The organism is Microlunatus capsulatus (assembly GCF_017876495.1).
In the GTDB taxonomy this organism is placed as follows: domain Bacteria; phylum Actinomycetota; class Actinomycetes; order Propionibacteriales; family Propionibacteriaceae; genus Microlunatus; species Microlunatus capsulatus.
In genome coordinates, this window is the sequence record NZ_JAGIOB010000001.1 from 1400654 (window position 1) to 1418537 (window position 17884).

The window sequence follows — 17884 nt, forward strand, 5'->3', positions numbered from 1 at the left end:
CGTCACCGTAGCCACCGCCCCTGCCGGGCGAAGCGGCCGGTCGGGGACCCGCGTCCGCTGGCTACGCTGACGCCCATGACGCCGCCCCGCCTGGTCCTGGCCTCGGCCTCCCCCGCCCGGCTGGCCACCCTCCGGGCCGCCGGCGTCGAGCCGGAGGTGGTGGTCTCCGGCGTCGACGAGGAGGTCGTCACCGCCGAGAGCGTCCCCGCCCTCGCGGGCCGGCTGGCGGTGCTCAAGGCCGAGGCGGTCGCGGCCACGCTGCCGCCGCCGAGGGGCAGCCGTCCGCTGCTCGTGCTGGGCTGCGACTCGGTCCTCGAGCTGGACGGCGAGCCCCACGGCAAGCCGGGCACCGCCGAGGAGGCCACCGCGCGCTGGCGGTCGATGCGCGGCCGCTCCGGCGTCCTGCACACCGGCCACCACCTCATCGCCCGCGGCGAGCCGGACCGCACCCGCGGGGCCGTCGCCTCCACCCGGGTGCACTTCGCTGACGTCAGCGACGCCGAGATCGCCGCCTACGTCGCCACCGGCGAGCCGCTCCAGGTGGCCGGCGCCTTCACCGTCGACGGCCTGGGCGGCGCCTTCGTCACCGCCGTCGAGGGCGACCCGCACAACGTCGTCGGCCTCAGCCTGCCCCTGCTGCGCGAGCTGCTCCTCGACCTCGACGTGCAGTGGACCGACCTCTGGGCGAGCGGCGGCACCCCGCGGTGACCGCGGGCCCGCCGGCCGCCGGCGCGCACGACCCCGGCACCGGCTCCGCCGGCGGGCACGACCCCGGCACCGGCTCCGCCGGTGACAGCCCGTTCCCCTCCGCCGCGCCCAGCGACCCCACCGCCCCGCACGTCACCGCGGCCGCCGTCACCGTGGACGCGCAGGACGACCGCGGCCCGCTGCGGCGGATCTGGGAGAGCATCGGCTACGACGAGATCAACTGGACCGCCACCCCGACGGGCCGCCGGCTGCTGCAGACGTTCGGGGACCTGACGGGCGGGCCCTACCTCGTCCGCCCGCACTACGTCTTCTGCTCGGGCACCGGGTTCGGCCTGCCGCACTGGGGCAGCGGCAACGTCTACCACGAGGACGCCGACGGCCGACCGTCCTACGACTTCACGATCGTCGACGAGGTCTACGACGCGATCGTCGGCGCCGGCCACCACGTCCTCGTCGAGCTGGCCTTCACCCCGCGCGACCTGCTGCCCGACCGGGCGGCCGAGCTGGTGCTGCAGGACAGCCCCACCGTCTACAGCAGCTACGAGGCCGGCGCCTGGGCCTACCCGCCCCGCGACCTCGGCCGCTGGGGAGACCTCGTCGCCGCGCACGCGCAGCACTGCCTCGAGCGCTACGGCGCCGAGGAGGTGGACGGCTGGCTCTGGGAGCTGTGGAACGAGCCGGACATCTTCTACTGGCGCGGCACGCCCGAGGAGTTCCACGCCCTCTACGACGTCACGGCTGCCGCCGTCCGCCGGGTGCTGCCGCGCGCCCGGGTCGGCGGACCGGCGGTCACCGGCGGCGGCGTCGACTTCCTCCGCGGCTTCCTCGCCCACACCTCAGAGCGCGGTACGCCGGTGGACTTCGTCTCGTTCCACACCAAGGGCTCGGCCTTCACGCCCTGGCGGGTCTACGGCCCCACCGGCGGACCCGCCCCCGAGCAGCAGAGCCCCTCGGCCACCAAGATGCTGTTCGAGATCCGCCGGCTGCTGCGGGTGGTCGCCGAGTTCGAGGAGTACCGCGGGCTGCCCGCCGTCGTCGACGAGTGCGACGCGGGGGTGCCGGCCCACCAGGGCGTCTACGACAACGCGAACTTCGGCTTCCAGAACACCGAGTACCACCCGGTGTTCCAGGTGAAGCTGATGAAGAAGGTCCTCGACCTCGACGACACCGAGACGGTGCGGGTCGAGCAGGCCACCGCCTGGGCCTTCTACTTCGAGGGCGAGCGCTACTTCGAGGGCACCCGGGCCTTCCTCACCGCCGGCCGGGTGGAGAAGCCGCTGCTCAACGCCTACCGGATGCTGGCGCTGCTGGGCTCCCGGCGGCTGGGCGCCCGCTCGTCGGCGGCGTGGCCGGTGACGGCGCTGGACGCCGTCGGCGGGGCCAGCATGCCGGAGGAGGTCGACGTGCTGGCCAGCCGCGACGACCACGGCACCGTCGCGGTCCTGGTCTGGCGGCACACCGACGACCAGTACCGGACCGCGGAGCACGCGACGCCCGTCCAGGTCGCCGTCACCGGCCTCGACGCCGCCCGGTACAGCCTCGAGCACCACCGGGTCGACGCGGAGCACAGCAACGCGCACAGCGTCTGGCGCGACCTCGGCTCGCCGCAGGACCCGACCCCGGAGCAGCTGGCCGCCCTGCACGCGCGGCAGGGCCTCGAGGCCCTGGCCCCGCCGCGGGACGTCACGCCCCAGGAGGGCACGGTCGCGCTGGTCGTGGACCTGCCGCTGCCGTCGGTCTCGTTGCTGGTCCTGCGGCCGCGCTGACGCCGTGGCCCGGGGTCAGCCCGGCAGCCGCTCGGTCTCCAGGACGAAGCCGTGCCGCCGGAGCCGGTCGGGCAGGGTGCGGCCCAGCGCCGTCATCGGCGTGAGCACGCCGCTCGCCGCGGGCAGCTCGTCCAGGGCCAGGCTGAGCCCGGACTCCCCCAGCATCACCGCGGTGCCGCGGTACCCCGGGTCCAGGGGCGCGCTGACGACGGTCCGGTAGCGGGCGCCGCTGGTGGTGCCCGCGACGACCTCGACGCGGAACCGGCCCCCTGCGAGGGTGCGCTCCCCGGGACCGGTGCCCGGGGCGGGCAGCACCCGGTCCAGCACCGCGCGGCCCGGGGCGGTCCACAGCCCGGCGACCAGGGCGGCGGTGACCCCGGCCAGCGCGGCGGCCGCCGCGACGGCCAGCGGGCCCCGCCCGGTGTCGACGACCTCGCGGTAGCGGAACTCCGGGCCGTAGGGGAAGCCGGCCAGGCTGTCGCTGCGCAGCACGACCTGCCGGTTGAACGAGCCCATGACGAACGGCGCCTGCCAGACGCCGGTGGTGGGGTCGCGGCTGACGGGGCGGTGCCGGCCCTGGACGGACCGCGCGCGTCGGCGCGGCTGGTCGACGAGGGCGTCGGCCCGGCCGACGAGCGCCCGGGCGTCGGGGTCGGCCCGCATCTCCAGCACCTGCTGGCGCAGCGAGTCGACGGTGCCGCCGCTGACCCCGCCGCGCGCCGAGCGGACGTGCAGCACCGTCTGCGTCAGCGTCCCCGCCCCGTCGGCGGCGGCGCGGGCCGCGGTGAGCCCGACGCCGAGGTCGGAGGGCACCGAGTCGAAGCCGCAGGCGTGCACGACGCGCGCCCCGGAGGCCCGCGCGGCGTCGTGGGCGACGTCGATGCTGCGTCGGACGAAGAGCGTCTCCCCGGTCAGGTCGGCGTAGGCGGTGCCGGCCTCGGCGCAGGCCCGCACGAGGGGCAGCCCGCGGTGCAGGTAGGGCCCGACGGTGCTCAGCACGACCCGCGTCGAGCGGGCGAGGTCGGCCACGGCGTCGGCGTCGGACACGTCGACGACCACCAGCGGCCAGTCGGCGGCCGAGCCGCCGAGCTCGTCGCGGACGGCGGCCAGCCGGTCCGCCGAGCGCCCGGCGAGGGCGACGCGCAGGCCGGGCGGGGCGTAGCGGGCGAGGTGCTGGGCGGTGAGCCGGCCGACGAAGCCGGTCGCGCCGAGCAGGACCAGCTGGTGCGGGCGGACGTCCGGGCTCACGAGCCGGCCGCGTCCTTGCGCGCCCGCGCGCTCGCCCGGTCGTTGGCCTTCTGCAGCGCCGCCACCAGCTCGTCCTTGCTCATGGTGGAGCGGCCGCTGATCTCCAGCCGGGTGGCCAGCTCGTAGAGGTGCTTCTTCGACGCGTTGGCGTCGACGCCGCCCGCCGTCTCCCGTTCGGTGCTGCGGTCGCCCTCCGCCTGGGCGTCGGAGGGCCCGTTCTCGGCCTTCGGCTCCCAGTGGTCGCCCACCTTCTCGTGGGTGTGCTTGAGGGCGGCGAAGGCCACCTGGTTGGCGGCGCGCTCGTCGCCGTCGTAGCTCTCCAGCGCGGAGTCGTGGGTCTTGGCGTAGGTGGCCTGGGCCTTCGCGTCGGAGCGCTGCAGCGTGCTGGGCAGCTCGTCCTCGATCGGCTCACCGGACTTCGTGGTCTTGGGCACGGGATCCTCCTCGTCGACGGGGTGCCCACCCATCCTGCCGTGCGCCCCCGCAGGGGCGGGCTCAGCCCTCGACGGCCCGGCGCAGGCTGTGCTCCATCGTCACGTAGGTCAGCGCGAAGTGCGCCGTCGCGACCTCCTGGGCGCGCGCGGCGTCCCCCGCCACGACGGCCCCGATCAGCTCCTCGTGCTCGTGCAGCGCGCGGACGAAGAAGTCGGGCTCGTAGGGCTCGGCGCCGAAGCCGAGCGTCGCCGCCGTCGTCAGGTGCGCGCTGAGGGCGACCAGGTGCCGGTTCTGGGCCGCCGCGCCGACGAGGCCGTGCAACCGCCGGTCCAGGGCCCGGGCCACGGCCATGTCCTCCCCCGTCCGGCGGAACTCCTCGAGCGCGGCCTGCAGCTGCTCGACGTCGGCGGCGGTCCGGCGGCGGGCGGCGGCGTGGGCGATCATGCCCTCGACGAGGCAGCGGTAGTCGAACAGCTCGCGCAGCCGGGGCAGCTCGACCTCCAGCGTCCGGCGGGCCTCCTCCGGCGCCACCTCGTGCCAGGCCACCGCCGTGACGAAGGTGCCCCCGCCGCGGCCACGGCGGGACTCGACCAGGCCCAGCTCGGTGACCCGCTGCAGCGCCTGGCGCACGGTCACCCGGCTGACGGCCAGCCGGGTGGCCAGCTCGCGCTCGGGCGGCAGCCGCTCGCCCGGGGAGTAGGTGCCGACCGCGATGGCGGTCACCAGGCGCTCGGCGACGCTGCCCGCCATGGTGGCCCGCGTGAGGCCGACGAGGCCGGGGTCGGGCCCCGGTCCCGGGGCGTCGGCGTCCACCAGGTGGTCCTCCGGCTCTAAAGGTATTGTGACCACACCTTTGACGTGTTTGACTGCGCGGCGAACGGGTGTCCGCTCCTCGGGAGGGCAGGGATGAGCAGTCTAGGAGAGCCGCCGGTGACCACCGGCCACGTCGAGTTCGAGGGCCACCGGACCTGGTACCGGGTCACGGGCCGCCTCGACCCCGACGCCGAGCAGGCGCCGCTGGTGGTGCTGCACGGCGGTCCGGGCGCGGCGCACGACTACACCCTGCGGATCGCCGACCTCGCCCAGGACGGCCGGGCGGTCGTGCACTACGACCAGCTGGGCTGCGGCCGCAGCACCCACCTGCCCGACGCCGACCCGGGGTTCTGGACCGTCGACCTCTTCGTGCGCGAGCTCCGGGCCGTGGTGCAGGCCCTGGGCATCGGGTCGCGCTTCCACCTGCTGGGTCAGTCCTGGGGCGGGATGCTCGGGCCCGAGGTCGTGCTGGCCGACGACGCCGGCATCGCCTCGCTGACCATCTGCGACAGCCCGGCCTCGATGCCGCTGTGGCTGGCCGCCGCGAACGGGCTCCGCGCCCAGCTGCCGGCGGAGGTGCAGCGCACCCTCACCGAGCACGAGGAGGCCGGCACGACCGACTCGGCGGAGTACCACGCCGCCGTCGACGTCTTCTACGCCCGGCACGTCTGCCGGGTGCAGCCGATGCCGCAGGAGGTCGTCGACAGCTTCGCCCAGATCGACGCCGAGCCGACCGTCTACCACACGATGAACGGGCCCAGCGAGTTCCACGTCATCGGCAGCCTCCAGGAGTGGAGCGTCGTCGACCGGCTGGGCGGGATCGGCGTCCCGACCCTCGTCGTCGCCGGCCGCTACGACGAGGCGACGCCCGAGGTGTGGGCGCCCTTCGTCGAGCGCATCCCCGACGTCCGCAGCCACGTCTTCGCCGAGTCCAGCCACATGCCCCACGTCGAGGAGCCCGAGGAGTTCCGCCGAGTCGTCGGCGCCTTCCTCCGCGACCACGACTGACGCGCTCCCGCGCGCCCGCCACCGCAGCACCCGGCCCCACCCGCACCGGCCGACCCGACGTCGAGCGACCGGTGACCACCCTGCCCGCCCTCGAGAAGGACGTCCCATGACCGCTCACCCCACCGACCAGGGGTCTCGTGACCTGGCCGAGTTCGGCTACCGCCAGGAGCTGAACCGCACGCTCTCCACCACCGACCTCATCGTCTACGGCCTCGTGTTCATGGTGCCGATCGCCCCGTGGGCGATCTTCGGCGTCGTCTACAACGAGGCCAAGGGCATGGTGCCGCTGGTCTACCTGATCGGGCTGGTGGCGATGATCTTCACCGCCCTGTCCTACGCCCAGATGTCCAAGGCGTTCCCGATCGCCGGCTCGGTCTACTCCTACGTCGGCCGCGGCCTGCACCCCGTGCTGGGCTTCTTCGCCGGCTGGACGATCCTGCTGGACTACCTGCTGGTCCCGACGCTGCTCTACGTCTTCGCCGCCGAGTCGATGGGCGGCATCTTCCCGGGCGTCCCCAAGCCGGTCTGGATCGTCGTGTTCCTGCTGGTCAACACCGCGATCAACTACGTCGGCATCTCCTTCACCGCGATCGTCAACCGGCTGTTCCTCGCGGCCGAGCTGGTCTTCGTCGTGATCTTCGTGATCATGGCCGTCGTCGCGATCTCCCGCGGCGTCGGCGGCGCCGAGTTCACCACCACCCCGCTGTTCAACGCCGAGCTCTTCACCCCCGGCCTGGCCGCGGCCGCGCTCTCGATCGCCGTCCTCAGCTTCCTCGGCTTCGACGGCATCGCCACCCTCAGCGAGGAGGCCAAGGGCGGCCGCCGCTCCGCCGGCATCGCCATGATCACCGGCCTGGTGCTCGTCGCGCTGTTCTTCGTCACCCAGACCTGGCTGGCCGCCATGCTCGTCCCCGGGGTCACCGAGTTCGGCGAGGACGAGGCGAACAACGCCTTCTTCTCCATCGTCGGCTCGATCAGCAGCAGCGGCTGGGAGGTCGCCTTCCTGGCGATGAACGCCCTGGCCGTCGGCATCGCCAACGCGGTCGCGGCGCAGAGCGCCACCTCGCGCCTGCTGTTCTCGATGAGCCGCGACGGCCGGCTGCCCCGCTTCCTGGCCCACATCAACCCGAAGACGAAGGCCCCGCAGCGCGCGATCCTCGTCGTCGGCGGCCTGACGCTGGTGCTCGGCCTGTTCTTCGTCGGCAAGATCGACGTCATCTCGGCGCTGGTCAACTTCGGGGCCCTGACGGCCTTCCTGCTGCTGCACGTCTCGGTCGTCGGCTACTACGCGGTCAAGCGGCGCAGCAGCAACGTCCTGCTGCACTGGGTGGTCCCCGTGCTGGGCTTCGCGATCATCGGCTTCGTGCTGTGGAACGCCGACCCGCTGGCCAAGATCGGCGGCGTCATCTGGCTCGGCATCGGCGCGCTCGTCCTGCTCTACTACGTCCGCAAGGGCACCGGCGTCCTCGCCGAGCACGCCGCCGACCCCTTCCGCGAGGCCGAGTCCGTCCCGGCCCGCGACGCCGAGGCGGGACCCGTCCGATGACCGACCACCTGCTGACCAAGGACCTCGCCGCCGCCGCGTTCTCGGCGTCGCAGCCGCCCGTGCTGACGGTGCGCGCCGGTGCCGGCGACCGCATCACCTTCGAGACCGACGACCTCGCCTACGCCCAGATGGAGGAGTTCGGCGACCTCGCGCAGGTCACCGCGACCATCAACCCGGTCACCGGGCCGGTGTTCGTCGAGGGCGCCGAGCCGGGCGACGTCCTGGCCGTCACGATCCACGCCATCGCGCTGGCCGAGCAGGGCTGGTCGGTCTCGATCCCGGGGGCCGGCGCGCTGGCCGCCCGGATGGGGCCGGAGTTCTTCGTCCGCCGCATCCCGGTCCGCGACGGCCGGGCGCAGCTGACGCCGACCATCGACTGCGCGGTCGCGCCGATGATCGGCTGCCTCGGGGTGGCACCGGCCGACCGGGACGGCTCGACGGTGATGCCGACGCTGCCGACCGGCGGCAACATGGACCTGACCGACGCCGCACCGGGCACCACCGTCTACCTGCCCGTGCAGGTGCCCGGGGCGCTGCTGAGCGTCGGCGACATCCACGCGGTGATGGCGCGAGGGGAGTCCTCGTTCGTCGCCGTCGAGATCGCCGGCCGGGCGACCGTCAGCGTCGACGTGGTCAAGGGCCGGAGCATCCGCGGCCCCCAGCTGGACACCGGCACCGAGTACGTCTGCGTCGGGCTCGGCGACCCCGTCCAGGAGTCGGTCACCATGGCGTACGAGTCGCTGTTCTCGGTGCTCGTTGACGAGCGGGGCTGGGACCCGCACGACGCCTACGTGGTGATGAGCGCCCTGGCGCCGACCGAGCTGGGCGGGCCGACCGGCTCGGTCGACCCCGACCCGCTGCACCCGTTCCGCGCGGTCGGGGCCGTCACCCTCGCGCGGATCGCCAAGGACGTCCTCGAGGCGGGCGCCCGGCGCTGACGGCGGTGTGACCGCGCGGGCGAGGGGTACGGGGAGGTGTGGAAGCACCACCCCTCAGAGCCGAAGGAGCGACATGACGACCACCGTCGACACGTCCATCGAGGTCAACCTCCCCGTCCGCACGGTCTACAACCAGTGGACGCAGTTCGCGGAGTTCCCGCACTTCATGGGCGGCGTCCAGAGCGTCACCCAGCTCGGCGACGACCGCATGCACTGGGTCGCCGAGATCGCCGGCGTCAAGCGCGAGTGGGACGCCCGCGTGCTGGAGCAGGTCCCCGACCAGCGCGTCGCCTGGGCCGCCACCGAGGGCGCCACCAACGCGGGCGCCGTCACCTTCGAGGACCTGGGCGGCCGCACCCGGGTCAACCTCTTCCTCGAGTACGAGCCCGAGGGCGTCGTCGAGAAGGTCGGCGACGCGCTCGACGTCGTCGAGCGGCAGGCCAAGGGCGACCTCGAGCGCTTCAAGGCGTTCGTCGAGTCCGAGGGCTACGCCACCGGCGCCTGGCGCGGGACCGTCGCCGGCGAGGGCCACGTCGGCACCCCCGGCGTCGAGCACGCCGCCGCCTCCCGCGGTGACGACGGCAAGGCGGGCGTCTCCGGCAAGGCCGTCGCCGCCGGCGTCGGGGTGGCGGCCGCCGCGGCCGCCGTCGCCGCCGGTGCCGTCGCCGCCGGCCGCAAGGACGACGCGGACGAGGTCCCGGTGACCCCGGCGCCGGTGGAGACCCAGCCCGTCGACACCCAGCCCGTCGACACCCAGCCCGTCGACACGGCGTTTGACGCCACCGAGGCCCCCGCCACCCCGGTCGCCTCGGTCGACCCGCTGGACCCGGCGCCGCTGCCCCCGGGCACCGCTGGGGTGCGGACCGACGGGATGGACGACCCGACGGGCGCCGGCCGCACCGACGCCTGAGCCGGCCGGGCCGACCGGCGCCGGGGAATAGCCCTCCCCGGCCGCCGGTTGGCCCTGGGGTGACGACGCTGCTGAACTCCACCTCCGGACCTCCGACGCGGGAGGGCACCGCGGACGGCGACCGGCCGCTGACGCTCTCCGTCCTCGACCTCATCCCGGTCCGTGCCGGGCAGACCACCTCCGAGGCCCTGCGGGCGACGATCGCGCTGGCCCGGGTCGCCGAGGCCGCCGGCGCCAAGCGCTACTGGGTGGCCGAGCACCACAACATGGCCGCCGTCGCCTCGACCAACCCGCCCGTCCTCATCGCGATGCTGGCCGCGGCCACGTCGACGATGCGGGTCGGCTCCGGCGGCATCATGCTGCCGAACCACGCCCCGCTCGTGGTCGCCGAGCAGTTCGCCCTCCTCGAGGCCGCGCACCCCGGCCGCATCGACCTCGGCATCGGCCGCGCCCCCGGCAGCGACCCGGTGACCAGCTACGCGCTGCGCCACAACGGCCCCGAGACCGCCGACGCCAACCGCTTCGACGAGGTCGTCGACAACGTGCTGGCCATGCTGGCGCCCGAGGGCGTCGGCCTGCAGCTGCAGGGCCGCAGCTACCCGCTGCGCGCCACCCCGCAGGCGGCCGGCGTCCCCGCGGTCTGGCTGCTGGGCTCGTCGGACTACTCCGCCCGGCTCGCGGCGGCCAAGGGCCTGCCCTACGTCTTCGCGCACCACTTCTCGGGTGAGGGCACCGCGCAGATCATCGACCTGTACCGCTCGTCCTTCCGGCCCTCGGACCAGCTGGCCGCGCCGCAGACCTTCCTCACCGTCAACGCCGTCGTCGCCGAGACGCAGGAGGAGGCCGAGCGGCTCGCCCGTCCGCAGCTGCTGGCCATGGTCGCGCTGCGCACCGGCGGCGAGCTCAAGGCCCAGCTGAGCGTGGAGGAGGCCGAGCGCACCGTGCTCGCCGAGTCCCACGCCGCGCTGGCCGAGCAGATGCTCACCCGTTGGGTGGTCGGGACGCCCGAGACGGCGCTGGCCCAGCTCACCGAGCTGGCCGGGCGCTTCGGCGTCGACGAGGTGATGGTGCACCCGGTCGCCGGCTCCTCGGAGCACGACCCGGCCGACCGCTCCCCCGCCCGCGAGGCCACCCTCGAGCTGCTCAGCCGGGCGGCCGTCCGCCGCTGACCGTGGCCCGGCTCAGCGGCCCGGCGCGCTGCGCCGGCGCCGCGTGCTGGTGACGATCTCCACGACCCCGCGGACGACGGCGACGCCGACGACCCCGAGCACCACCCGCTTGGAGATCGAGTCGAGCCGCTCGACGATGGGCTCCAGGTCGCCGGTGCGCAGGTGCACCTCGGGGCCGCCCTCGTCCAGCATCGCCTGCAGCCGGCGGAGCTGGACGGGCAGCTGGGTGGCGATCTCCAGGGCGTCGACGCCGGCGTCGGCCAGGTGCCGGGCCACCGAGGCCGGCGTGTACCGCGCGGCGACCAGGCGCTGGGCGTAGGGGCCGAGCACCTCCTCGATGTTGAAGGACGGATCGAGCGAGACGCCCATCCCCTCCGTCATCACCACCATCTTCAGCACCAGCGAGAACTCCCGGGGCAGCTGCAGGTGGCGGCGCCGCATCACCGAGAGGATCTCCCGGATCAGCTTGCCCACGGCGATGTCGGCCAGCGGCCGGTCGTCGTAGAGCGCGACGACGGCCTGCATGTCGCGGCTGAGCTCGCCGAGGTCCACCCGCTGGGTCGACGTCGAGAGCCGGGCCAGCGCGGACGCGATCCGGTGCGGGTCCTTGCGGGTGAGCGCGACGAGCAGGATGCCGAGCCGCTCCCGCAGCTCGGCGTCGACGACCCCGACCATGCCGAAGTCGATGAGGCCGATCCGGCCGTCGGGCTCGATGAAGAGGTTGCCGGGGTGCGGGTCGGCGTGGAAGAAGCCGTCGTCGAAGATCATCTGCGCGACGACCTCGGTGGCCCGGGCGGCCAGCGCCGGCCGGTCGATGCCGGCCGCGTCGAGGGCGGCGAGGTCGCTGACCTTGAGCCCGCTGATCCGCTCCAGCGTGAGCACCCGCGACGTCGTCGTGTCCCAGTAGACCTTCGGGATGTGCACGCCCGGGTTGTCGGCGAAGTTCTCGGCGAACCGCTCGGCGTTGCGGCCCTCGGCCAGGTAGTCGAGCTCGGCCCGCAGCGTGCGCGCGAACTCTTCGGCCAGTCCTGGCAGGTCGTAGTCGGCGGCGTCCTCCCAGCGGCGGGCGGCCTGCGCGGCGACGTTCTGCAGGATCTCCAGGTCGACGTCGATCTGCTCGACCGCTCCGGGGCGGCGGACCTTGACCACGACCTCGGTGCCGTCGTGCAGGGTCGCCGCGTGCGCCTGGCCGATGGAGGCGCTGGCCAGCGGGGTGAGGTCGAAGTTGGCGAACATCGCCTCGACGGTGCCGCCGAGCTCGGCCTCGAGGACCTGGCGGATCGTGGCCTGCGGCACCGGGGGCACCGCGTCCTGCAGCTTGGCCAGCTCGGTGAGGTAGGCCGGCGGCAGCAGGTCGGGGCGGGTCGAGAGCAGCTGACCCAGCTTGACGAAGGCCGGACCCAGCTCCTCCAGGGCCAGCCGGACGTGCGCCGCGGTCGAGTAGCTGTGCTGCGAGCGGTGCGCCACCCGGGCCAGGCTGCGGTGGAACGGGATGTAGCGCTCGACGCCCGAGGCCCCCAGCAGCACGCCGAGCCCGTGCCGGGCCAGCGTCTCCGCGATCACGCGGTAGCGCTCGAGGTGGTGCACGATCGCCACGGTCGGCTCCACCTCTCCTGGTCGGGTGCCGGACCCCGAGCCTAGAGGGCGGAGCCGGCCGGGCCGCGCTCACCCGCGCCGCACGGGCGGCCCGGCCCGGCTCAGGTGAAGTAGGAGGGGACGTCGAGGGCTCCCCCGGCAGCGGCGAAGTCGTCGGCGACGGCGCGCCGGAGGGCGGGGTCGGCGAGGTAGTCCGCCGCGACCGCGGCCAGCCCGTGGGCCGCGTCGGCGACGACGGCGTCCGCGGTCGGGGTGACCGCCGCGGCGGCGAACTCCCGGGTGTGCAGCGAGACCTCGGCGCCGGCGATCTTGACCATGGCGTGCAGACCCGGCACCCGGTAGGAGACGTTGCCGAAGTCGGTGGAGCCGGCGAAGGTGCTCGGTACGACGCCGGCCGCGACCATGGTGTGCCCGCGCTCGCCGTAGCGGCGGTTCCAGGCCTGCGCCAGCGGCCCGTTCGTGCGCAGCGGCAGGTAGGGCGGGGCGTCGTCCCAGCTCAGCTCGACAGAGCAGCCGGTCATCAGGGCGGCGCCGGCGGTGATGTCGGCGAGCCGCGCGCTGAGGATCTTCAGGCTCTGCGGGTACTCGCTGCGCAGGTAGAACAGGATCTCCGCGCGCTCCGGGATGACGTTCGGCCGCTCGCCGCCGTCGGTGATGATCCCGTGCACCCGGTCGCTCGGCGGCATCTGCTGGCGGTGCAGGGCGACGCCGGTGTAGGTGAGGTTGACGGCGTCGAGCGCGTTGCGGCCCATGAAGGGCTGCGCCGACGCGTGGGAGGTGATGCCGGTGAAGGTGGCGCGCAGCTGGCGGCGGCCGAGGAAGACCGACTCGGCCAGGTCGTAGCTGAAGGGGTGCACCATGACGGCGGCGTCGACGCCGTCGAAGGCGCCGGCCCGGGCCATGTGCTCCTTGCCCGAGCCGCCCTCCTCGGCGGGCGTGCCCAGCCAGACGACCCGGCCCGCCCACCGGTCGCGGGCGGCGGCCAGGGCCAGGAACCCGCCCAGCCCGGCGGTCGCGATGACGTTGTGCCCGCAGCCGTGCCCGATCCCGGGCAGCGCGTCGTACTCCGAGAGCAGGGCGACGGTGGGGCCGTCGCCGGTCCCGGTCACCTCGGCGGCCAGCGCGGTCTCCAGCCCGAACGCGCCCCGGGTGACGGCGATCCCGCGGCTCTCCACCAGGTCGGCCAGCGCGGCGGCCGAGCGGTGCTCCGCGTAGCCCACCTCGGGGTGCTCGGCGAGGTCGTGCGAGGCCGCGACCAGGGTCGGGGCCAGCTCGTCGACGGCCGCGGCGAGGGCGGTCAGCAGCGCGGCCGGCGCCCCCGTCGCGGTCGAGACCGGCGCCTCGGTGCCGGCTGCGCGCGCCTGCGTCTCGGCGCCCAGCTGGCGCAGGATGAAGGGGTCCACGGGGGTGGGGCCGCCGGGGGGCACGTCGGGCATGCGGTCGTCCTTCGGCTCGGCTCGCGGGGGCGAGGTCCGGGGCGGTCACGGCTTCCGCGCCACCGTACCGCCGGCGCCCGCCGCGGCACCCGACCAGCGTCGGTCCACCCGCGGGATGACGCGGAGCCGCCCACGGGCTGACCGCCGGGGTCCCGTCGACCCTGGCGGCGGCCTCCGCGCCCGCACGAGACTGACGGCCCGGCCGCACCCCGCGGCGGGACGAGGAGGGCGGATGACCACGGCGGTGCGCGTCGCGCGGAAGCGGCTGGACCTGACGGCGGCCGACCTGGCCCGCGGGCTGGCGGCGTGCCTGCGCCCCCACGACCGGGCCGCGGTGGAGGCCCGGCTGGCCGCGGCCTGGACGCCGTCGGCGTCGGTCGTCGCCACCCTCTCCGCGCGCAGCGGGCTGGACCTGCTGCTGGCCGCGGTCGACTGGCCGGCCGGCTCGGAGGTGCTGCTGTCGGCCGTCACCATCCCGCACCTGCCGGTGCTGGTCCGCGCCCACGGCTACGTGCCCGTGGTCGTCGACGTCGACCCGGCGACGCTCCGGCTGGACCCGGACGCGCTCGCCCGGGCCCTCACCCCCCGCACCCGCGCCCTGCTGCACGCCCAGCTGCTGGGCGCCGCCGACGACCTCGCCGACCTCGCGGCCGTGGCCCGGCGGCACGGCCTGCTGCTGGTCGAGGACCGCGCCGAGGCCTACGACGGGCGCGACCGCGCCCTGGGCCCGCACGCCGACGTCGTCCTGCACAGCTTCGGCACCATCAAGACCCTCACCTGCCTCGGCGGCGGCGTCCTGCTGGTGCGCGACCCCGTCCTCCGCGACGCGATGCGGCGCCGGCAGCAGGACTGGCCGCTGCAGCGGACCCGGAGCCACGCGGCGCGGCTGCTGCGGGGGGCCGCGATGGCGGTCATCGGCCACCCGGCCGTCTACCCGCACTTCGTCCGGCTGGCGTCGGTCCGCGGGGGCGACCACGACGCCGTCGTCCGCCGGCTCAGCCGCGGCTACGCCGACGCCGACCTGCTCGGCCAGCTGCGCCGGCGCCCGAGCGCCGCCCTGCTGGCCCTGCTCGCCCACCGCCTCGGGCACGACGACGGGGCCCGGGTCCGGCAGCGGGCGCGGGCGGGCGAGCGCCTCCGCACCGCGCTGGGCCCGCACGTGCGCGTCCTCGGCGGCAGCGCCGGGCGGCGGACGCACTGGCTGTTCGCCGTCGTCGCCGACGACCCGGACGCCCTCGTCGCCGCCGGCCGGGCCGCCGGCTTCGACCTGACCCGTGGCTCCTCGACCCTCGTCGCCCTGGACCCGGCCTGCGCCGCGGCCCGGGAGGCGATGGCCGGCGTCGTCTACCTGCCCGCCGACCGGGGGATGTCCGACGCCCAGCTGGACCGGCTCGCCGCCGTGGTGAGCGCGGCCACGCCGCACCCGCCCGCTCAGCGGGGGCGGAGCAGCACCGCCGTCGCCCCGTCGGCCCCGGTGACGCTGCCCGCCCAGCCGCGGCCGGTGAAGGTCAGCGTCGGGTCCGGTCCTTCGGCGCCGGCCGTCACGGTGAAGCCGGCGGCGGGCAGGGCGCGGCGCAGGTAGGCCGCGACGTCGGCCGCCGAGGGCGCCGAGAGCACGGCGGTGACGTTGTCGGGCTGGTCGACAGAGGTGACGAGCACCGCGCTGCGCGGCAGCGAGAAGGCGTCGAGCGGGCCGGAGGTGTAGCCGAAGGCTCGGAGCGCGAGGCCGTCGGCGGGCACCACCGGCGAGGGCTCGGACGCGGGCGTCGGCGCGGAACTCGCCGGGCGCTGCGGGCCCGGTCCGGGCGCCGCGCCGCAGCCGGCCACCACCAGCACGAGGGCCAGCGGAGCCAGCCACCGACCCGGACCGCCGGGGGCCCAGAGCCTGCGCACGGTGCCCGAGCCTAGCCGCGGCGGGACCGGGGAGGGGTGCCCGGCCCGATAGCCTTCCGTCGTGACGACCGAGACCTCCCCGCTCGCCCTCCGGACCAGCAAGGTCCCCGCGGCGATCCGGGCCATGCGGCCCCGGCAGTGGGTGAAGAACGTCCTGGTGCTCACCGCACCGCTGGCCGGCGGCCGGATCCTGGAGCCCGAGGTGCTGCGCGGCTGCCTGCTGGCCTTCGTCTCGTTCTGCCTGATCAGCGCGACCGTCTACCTGGTCAACGACGTCCGCGACGTCGAGGAGGACCGGTTGCACCCGCGCAAGCGGTTCCGGCCGGTCGCCGCCGGCGAGCTGAGCCCCTCCACCGCGCTGCTGCTCGCCGCCGTCACGGGCGTGCTCGGCTTCGCCCTCGGCTTCTGGACCTCCGGCGCCCTGGGCCTGACGCTGGCGGTCTACCTCGTCGTCCAGGTGCTGTACTCGGCCTTCCTCAAGCACCTGCCGGTCGTCGACCTGGCCGTGGTGGCCAGCGGCTTCCTGCTGCGCGCCATCGCGGGCGGCGTGGCCACCGGGACCGCGCTCAGCCAGTGGTTCCTGCTGGTGGCGGCGTTCGGCTCGTTCTTCATGATCGCCGGCAAGCGCTACTCCGAGCTGAAGTCGGTGGGGGCCGAGGCCGGCACCCGGCGCAGCCTCACCCGCTACTCGGAGTCCTACCTGCGCTTCGCCTGGATGCTCGCCGCGGTGATGGTGCTCATCTCCTACAGCCTGTGGGCCTTCGACAACGGGGGCGACGGCGCGCTCGGGCTACCCTGGACGGCCATCTCCATCGCGCCGTTCACGCTGGGTCTGCTGCAGTACGCGCTGGAGGTGGACACCGGCAACGCCGGTGAGCCCGAAGACGTCGTCCTGCACGACCACGTACTACAAGGAATCGGACTGGTGTGGCTCGTGACGATCTCTCTCGCGGTCTTCTGATGACCGTCCTCCCCGCCTTCCCCACCGGCTTCGACGGCGAGGGCACCACCCCGACCGGCCCGCTGGCCGCCGGGACCGCCCCCGTCCCCCGGCCCCGGCTGACCGAGGTGCACGGCTGGGGCCGGACGGCACCCGCGCGCACCCGGCTGACCCCGGTCGGCTCGGCCGGCGACGTGCTGGCCGCCCTGAGCGCCGCCGGCGACCGCGGCGTGACCGCGCGCGGCCTGGGCCGCAGCTACGGCGACGCGGCCCAGAACACCGGGGGCGTCACCCTGGACCTGACCACGCTGGACCAGATCCTCGCCGTCGACGCCGCGTCGGAGCCCGCGACCGTGACGGTGCAGGCCGGCGTCAGCCTCGACCAGCTGATGCGGGCGCTGCTGCCGTTCGGGCTGTGGGTCCCCGTGCTGCCCGGCACCCGCCAGGTGACGGTCGGCGGGGCGGTCGCCGCCGACGTGCACGGCAAGAACCACCACACCCAGGGCAGCTTCGGCAACCACGTCCTGTCCCTCGACCTGCTGACGCCCGATGGCGAGGTGCGCACGCTGACCCCCGGCGACGACGAGGCCGGCCGGCTGTTCTGGGCCACCGTCGGCGGGATGGGGCTGACCGGCATCATCCTCAGCGCCACCGTGGCCGTGCAGCGCACCGAGACCGCCTACTTCAGCGTCGACACCGACCGCTGCAGCGACATCGACGACCTGATGGCGAAGATGAGCGAGGGCGACGACGCCTACACCTACTCGGTGGCCTGGTTCGACGCCGTCACCCGCGGCAAGCACATGGGCCGCGCCGTCCTGACCCGCGGCGACAAGACCCCGCTGGCCGACCTCGACGCCAAGAAGCGCCGCGACCCGCTGCGGTTCGTGGCCCCCTCGTTCGGCACCATCCCCGAGGTCTTCCCCAACCGGATGGTCAACCGGCTGACGGCCGCGGCCTTCAGCGAGTTCTGGTACCGCAAGGCCCCGGCCCACCGCACCGGCGAGCTGCAGAACATCACCCAGTTCTTCCACCCGCTGGACATCGTGTCGGAGTGGAACCGGGTCTACGGCTCGCACGGCTTCCTGCAGTACCAGTTCGTCGTGCCCTTCACCGAGGCCGAGGCGTTCCGCCGCTGCTTCGAGATGATCGTCACCTCGGGCCACCTGTCCTGCCTCAACGTCCTCAAGCGCTTCGGCCCGGGCAACGCCGCGCCGCTGTCCTTCCCGATGCCGGGCTGGACGCTGACCGTGGACCTGCCGATCGAGCCGGGCCTCGACCGGCTGTGCGACGCCCTCGACCAGGAGGTGATCGGCGCCGGCGGACGGGTGTACCTGGCCAAGGACTCCCGGCTGGGCGCCGAGACCTTCCGCGCGATGTACCCCCGGCTCGACGACTTCCTCGCCGTCCGCCGCGACGTCGACCCGGCCGGCGTGCTCAGCTCCGACCTCGCCCGCCGCCTCCACCTCTGAGCCCCG

The 17884-nt window shown here is 74.9% G+C and carries 15 protein-coding genes; 10 read left to right on the forward strand and 5 right to left on the reverse strand.

What is annotated here, in order from left to right; translation table 11 throughout:
• The first annotated feature begins 75 nt into the window (after positions 1 to 75).
• Together JOF54_RS06470 and JOF54_RS06475 are read left to right on the forward strand one after the other, a co-directional pair.
• The gene (locus JOF54_RS06470; protein ID WP_210054033.1) at positions 76 to 708 is read left to right on the forward strand and encodes a Maf family protein; all 633 of its coding nucleotides are present in this window, start codon (positions 76 to 78) and stop codon (positions 706 to 708) included.
• The gene (locus JOF54_RS06475; RefSeq protein WP_307803897.1) at positions 669 to 2474 is read left to right on the forward strand and encodes a GH39 family glycosyl hydrolase; all 1806 of its coding nucleotides are present in this window, start codon (positions 669 to 671) and stop codon (positions 2472 to 2474) included. The genes JOF54_RS06470 and JOF54_RS06475 overlap by 40 nt, the downstream gene beginning before the upstream one ends.
• A 15-nt stretch (positions 2475 to 2489) precedes the next feature.
• Here the strand turns inward: JOF54_RS06475 and JOF54_RS06480 are convergent, their stop codons facing one another.
• From JOF54_RS06480 to JOF54_RS06490, 3 genes are all read right to left on the reverse strand, one after another.
• Positions 2490 to 3722 (reverse strand): saccharopine dehydrogenase family protein, encoded by a 1233-nt coding sequence (locus JOF54_RS06480; protein ID WP_210054035.1) that lies wholly within the window; start codon positions 3720 to 3722, stop codon positions 2490 to 2492.
• Positions 3719 to 4156 carry a ChaB family protein gene (locus JOF54_RS06485; RefSeq protein ID WP_210054038.1) on the reverse strand — a complete coding sequence of 146 codons (438 nt, stop codon included), beginning with the start codon at positions 4154 to 4156 and terminating at the stop codon, positions 3719 to 3721. The genes JOF54_RS06480 and JOF54_RS06485 overlap by 4 nt, the downstream gene beginning before the upstream one ends.
• A 61-nt stretch (positions 4157 to 4217) precedes the next feature.
• Complete coding sequence (locus JOF54_RS06490; RefSeq protein WP_210054039.1) at positions 4218 to 4970, reverse strand: FadR/GntR family transcriptional regulator; 753 nt, start codon at positions 4968 to 4970, stop codon at positions 4218 to 4220.
• A gap of 117 nt (positions 4971 to 5087) precedes the next feature.
• Between JOF54_RS06490 and JOF54_RS06495 the strand changes: the two genes are divergently transcribed.
• The 5 genes from JOF54_RS06495 to JOF54_RS06515 all read left to right on the forward strand — a co-directional run bounded on the left by JOF54_RS06495 (position 5088) and on the right by JOF54_RS06515 (position 10541).
• On the forward strand, positions 5088 to 5978 hold the full coding sequence (locus tag JOF54_RS06495) for a proline iminopeptidase-family hydrolase (protein WP_210054041.1): 891 nt from the start codon (positions 5088 to 5090) through the stop codon (positions 5976 to 5978).
• Positions 5979 to 6084: 106 nt separating this feature from the next.
• On the forward strand, positions 6085 to 7524 hold the full coding sequence (locus tag JOF54_RS06500; RefSeq protein WP_210054043.1) for an APC family permease: 1440 nt from the start codon (positions 6085 to 6087) through the stop codon (positions 7522 to 7524).
• Positions 7521 to 8462 carry an acetamidase/formamidase family protein gene (locus JOF54_RS06505; RefSeq protein ID WP_210054045.1) on the forward strand — a complete coding sequence of 314 codons (942 nt, stop codon included), beginning with the start codon at positions 7521 to 7523 and terminating at the stop codon, positions 8460 to 8462. The genes JOF54_RS06500 and JOF54_RS06505 overlap by 4 nt, the downstream gene beginning before the upstream one ends.
• 73 nt (positions 8463 to 8535) lie before the next feature.
• The gene (locus JOF54_RS06510) at positions 8536 to 9372 is read left to right on the forward strand and encodes an SRPBCC family protein (RefSeq protein ID WP_210054048.1); all 837 of its coding nucleotides are present in this window, start codon (positions 8536 to 8538) and stop codon (positions 9370 to 9372) included.
• 59 nt (positions 9373 to 9431) lie between these two features.
• Positions 9432 to 10541 (forward strand): LLM class flavin-dependent oxidoreductase, encoded by a 1110-nt coding sequence (locus JOF54_RS06515; RefSeq protein ID WP_307803898.1) that lies wholly within the window; start codon positions 9432 to 9434, stop codon positions 10539 to 10541.
• Positions 10542 to 10553: 12 nt separating this feature from the next.
• Here the strand turns inward: JOF54_RS06515 and JOF54_RS06520 are convergent, their stop codons facing one another.
• Both JOF54_RS06520 and JOF54_RS06525 read right to left on the reverse strand, forming a co-directional pair.
• Positions 10554 to 12137, reverse strand: a complete 1584-nt coding sequence (locus JOF54_RS06520) for an ABC1 kinase family protein (protein WP_210054050.1) — start codon at positions 12135 to 12137, stop codon at positions 10554 to 10556.
• Between the two features lie 101 nt (positions 12138 to 12238).
• Complete coding sequence (locus tag JOF54_RS06525; RefSeq protein ID WP_210054052.1) at positions 12239 to 13573, reverse strand: M20 family metallopeptidase; 1335 nt, start codon at positions 13571 to 13573, stop codon at positions 12239 to 12241.
• 232 nt (positions 13574 to 13805) lie between these two features.
• Between JOF54_RS06525 and JOF54_RS06530 the strand changes: the two genes are divergently transcribed.
• From JOF54_RS06530 to dprE1, 3 genes are all read left to right on the forward strand, one after another.
• The gene (locus JOF54_RS06530) at positions 13806 to 15155 is read left to right on the forward strand and encodes an aminotransferase class I/II-fold pyridoxal phosphate-dependent enzyme (protein WP_210054054.1); all 1350 of its coding nucleotides are present in this window, start codon (positions 13806 to 13808) and stop codon (positions 15153 to 15155) included.
• Positions 15156 to 15527: 372 nt separating this feature from the next.
• The gene (locus JOF54_RS06535; protein ID WP_307803900.1) at positions 15528 to 16427 is read left to right on the forward strand and encodes a decaprenyl-phosphate phosphoribosyltransferase; all 900 of its coding nucleotides are present in this window, start codon (positions 15528 to 15530) and stop codon (positions 16425 to 16427) included.
• Positions 16427 to 17878, forward strand: coding sequence for a decaprenylphosphoryl-beta-D-ribose oxidase (gene dprE1, locus JOF54_RS06540; protein WP_210054056.1), 1452 nt, complete (start codon positions 16427 to 16429; stop codon positions 17876 to 17878). The genes JOF54_RS06535 and dprE1 overlap by 1 nt, the downstream gene beginning before the upstream one ends.
• Positions 17879 to 17884: the final 6 nt, after the last annotated feature.

What these genes read in the sequence shown, in the direction of transcription:
- JOF54_RS06525 (WP_210054052.1), bottom strand. Translation starts at nt 13,573, where the DNA reads ATGCCCGACGTGCCCCCCGGCGGCCCCACCCCCGTGGACCCCTTCATC.
- JOF54_RS06505 (WP_210054045.1), top strand. Translation starts at nt 7,521, where the DNA reads ATGACCGACCACCTGCTGACCAAGGACCTCGCCGCCGCCGCGTTCTCG.
- JOF54_RS06510 (WP_210054048.1), top strand. Translation starts at nt 8,536, where the DNA reads ATGACGACCACCGTCGACACGTCCATCGAGGTCAACCTCCCCGTCCGC.
- dprE1 (WP_210054056.1), top strand. Translation starts at nt 16,427, where the DNA reads ATGACCGTCCTCCCCGCCTTCCCCACCGGCTTCGACGGCGAGGGCACC.
- JOF54_RS06530 (WP_210054054.1), top strand. Translation starts at nt 13,806, where the DNA reads ATGACCACGGCGGTGCGCGTCGCGCGGAAGCGGCTGGACCTGACGGCG.
- JOF54_RS06470 (WP_210054033.1), top strand. Translation starts at nt 76, where the DNA reads ATGACGCCGCCCCGCCTGGTCCTGGCCTCGGCCTCCCCCGCCCGGCTG.
- JOF54_RS06500 (WP_210054043.1), top strand. Translation starts at nt 6,085, where the DNA reads ATGACCGCTCACCCCACCGACCAGGGGTCTCGTGACCTGGCCGAGTTC.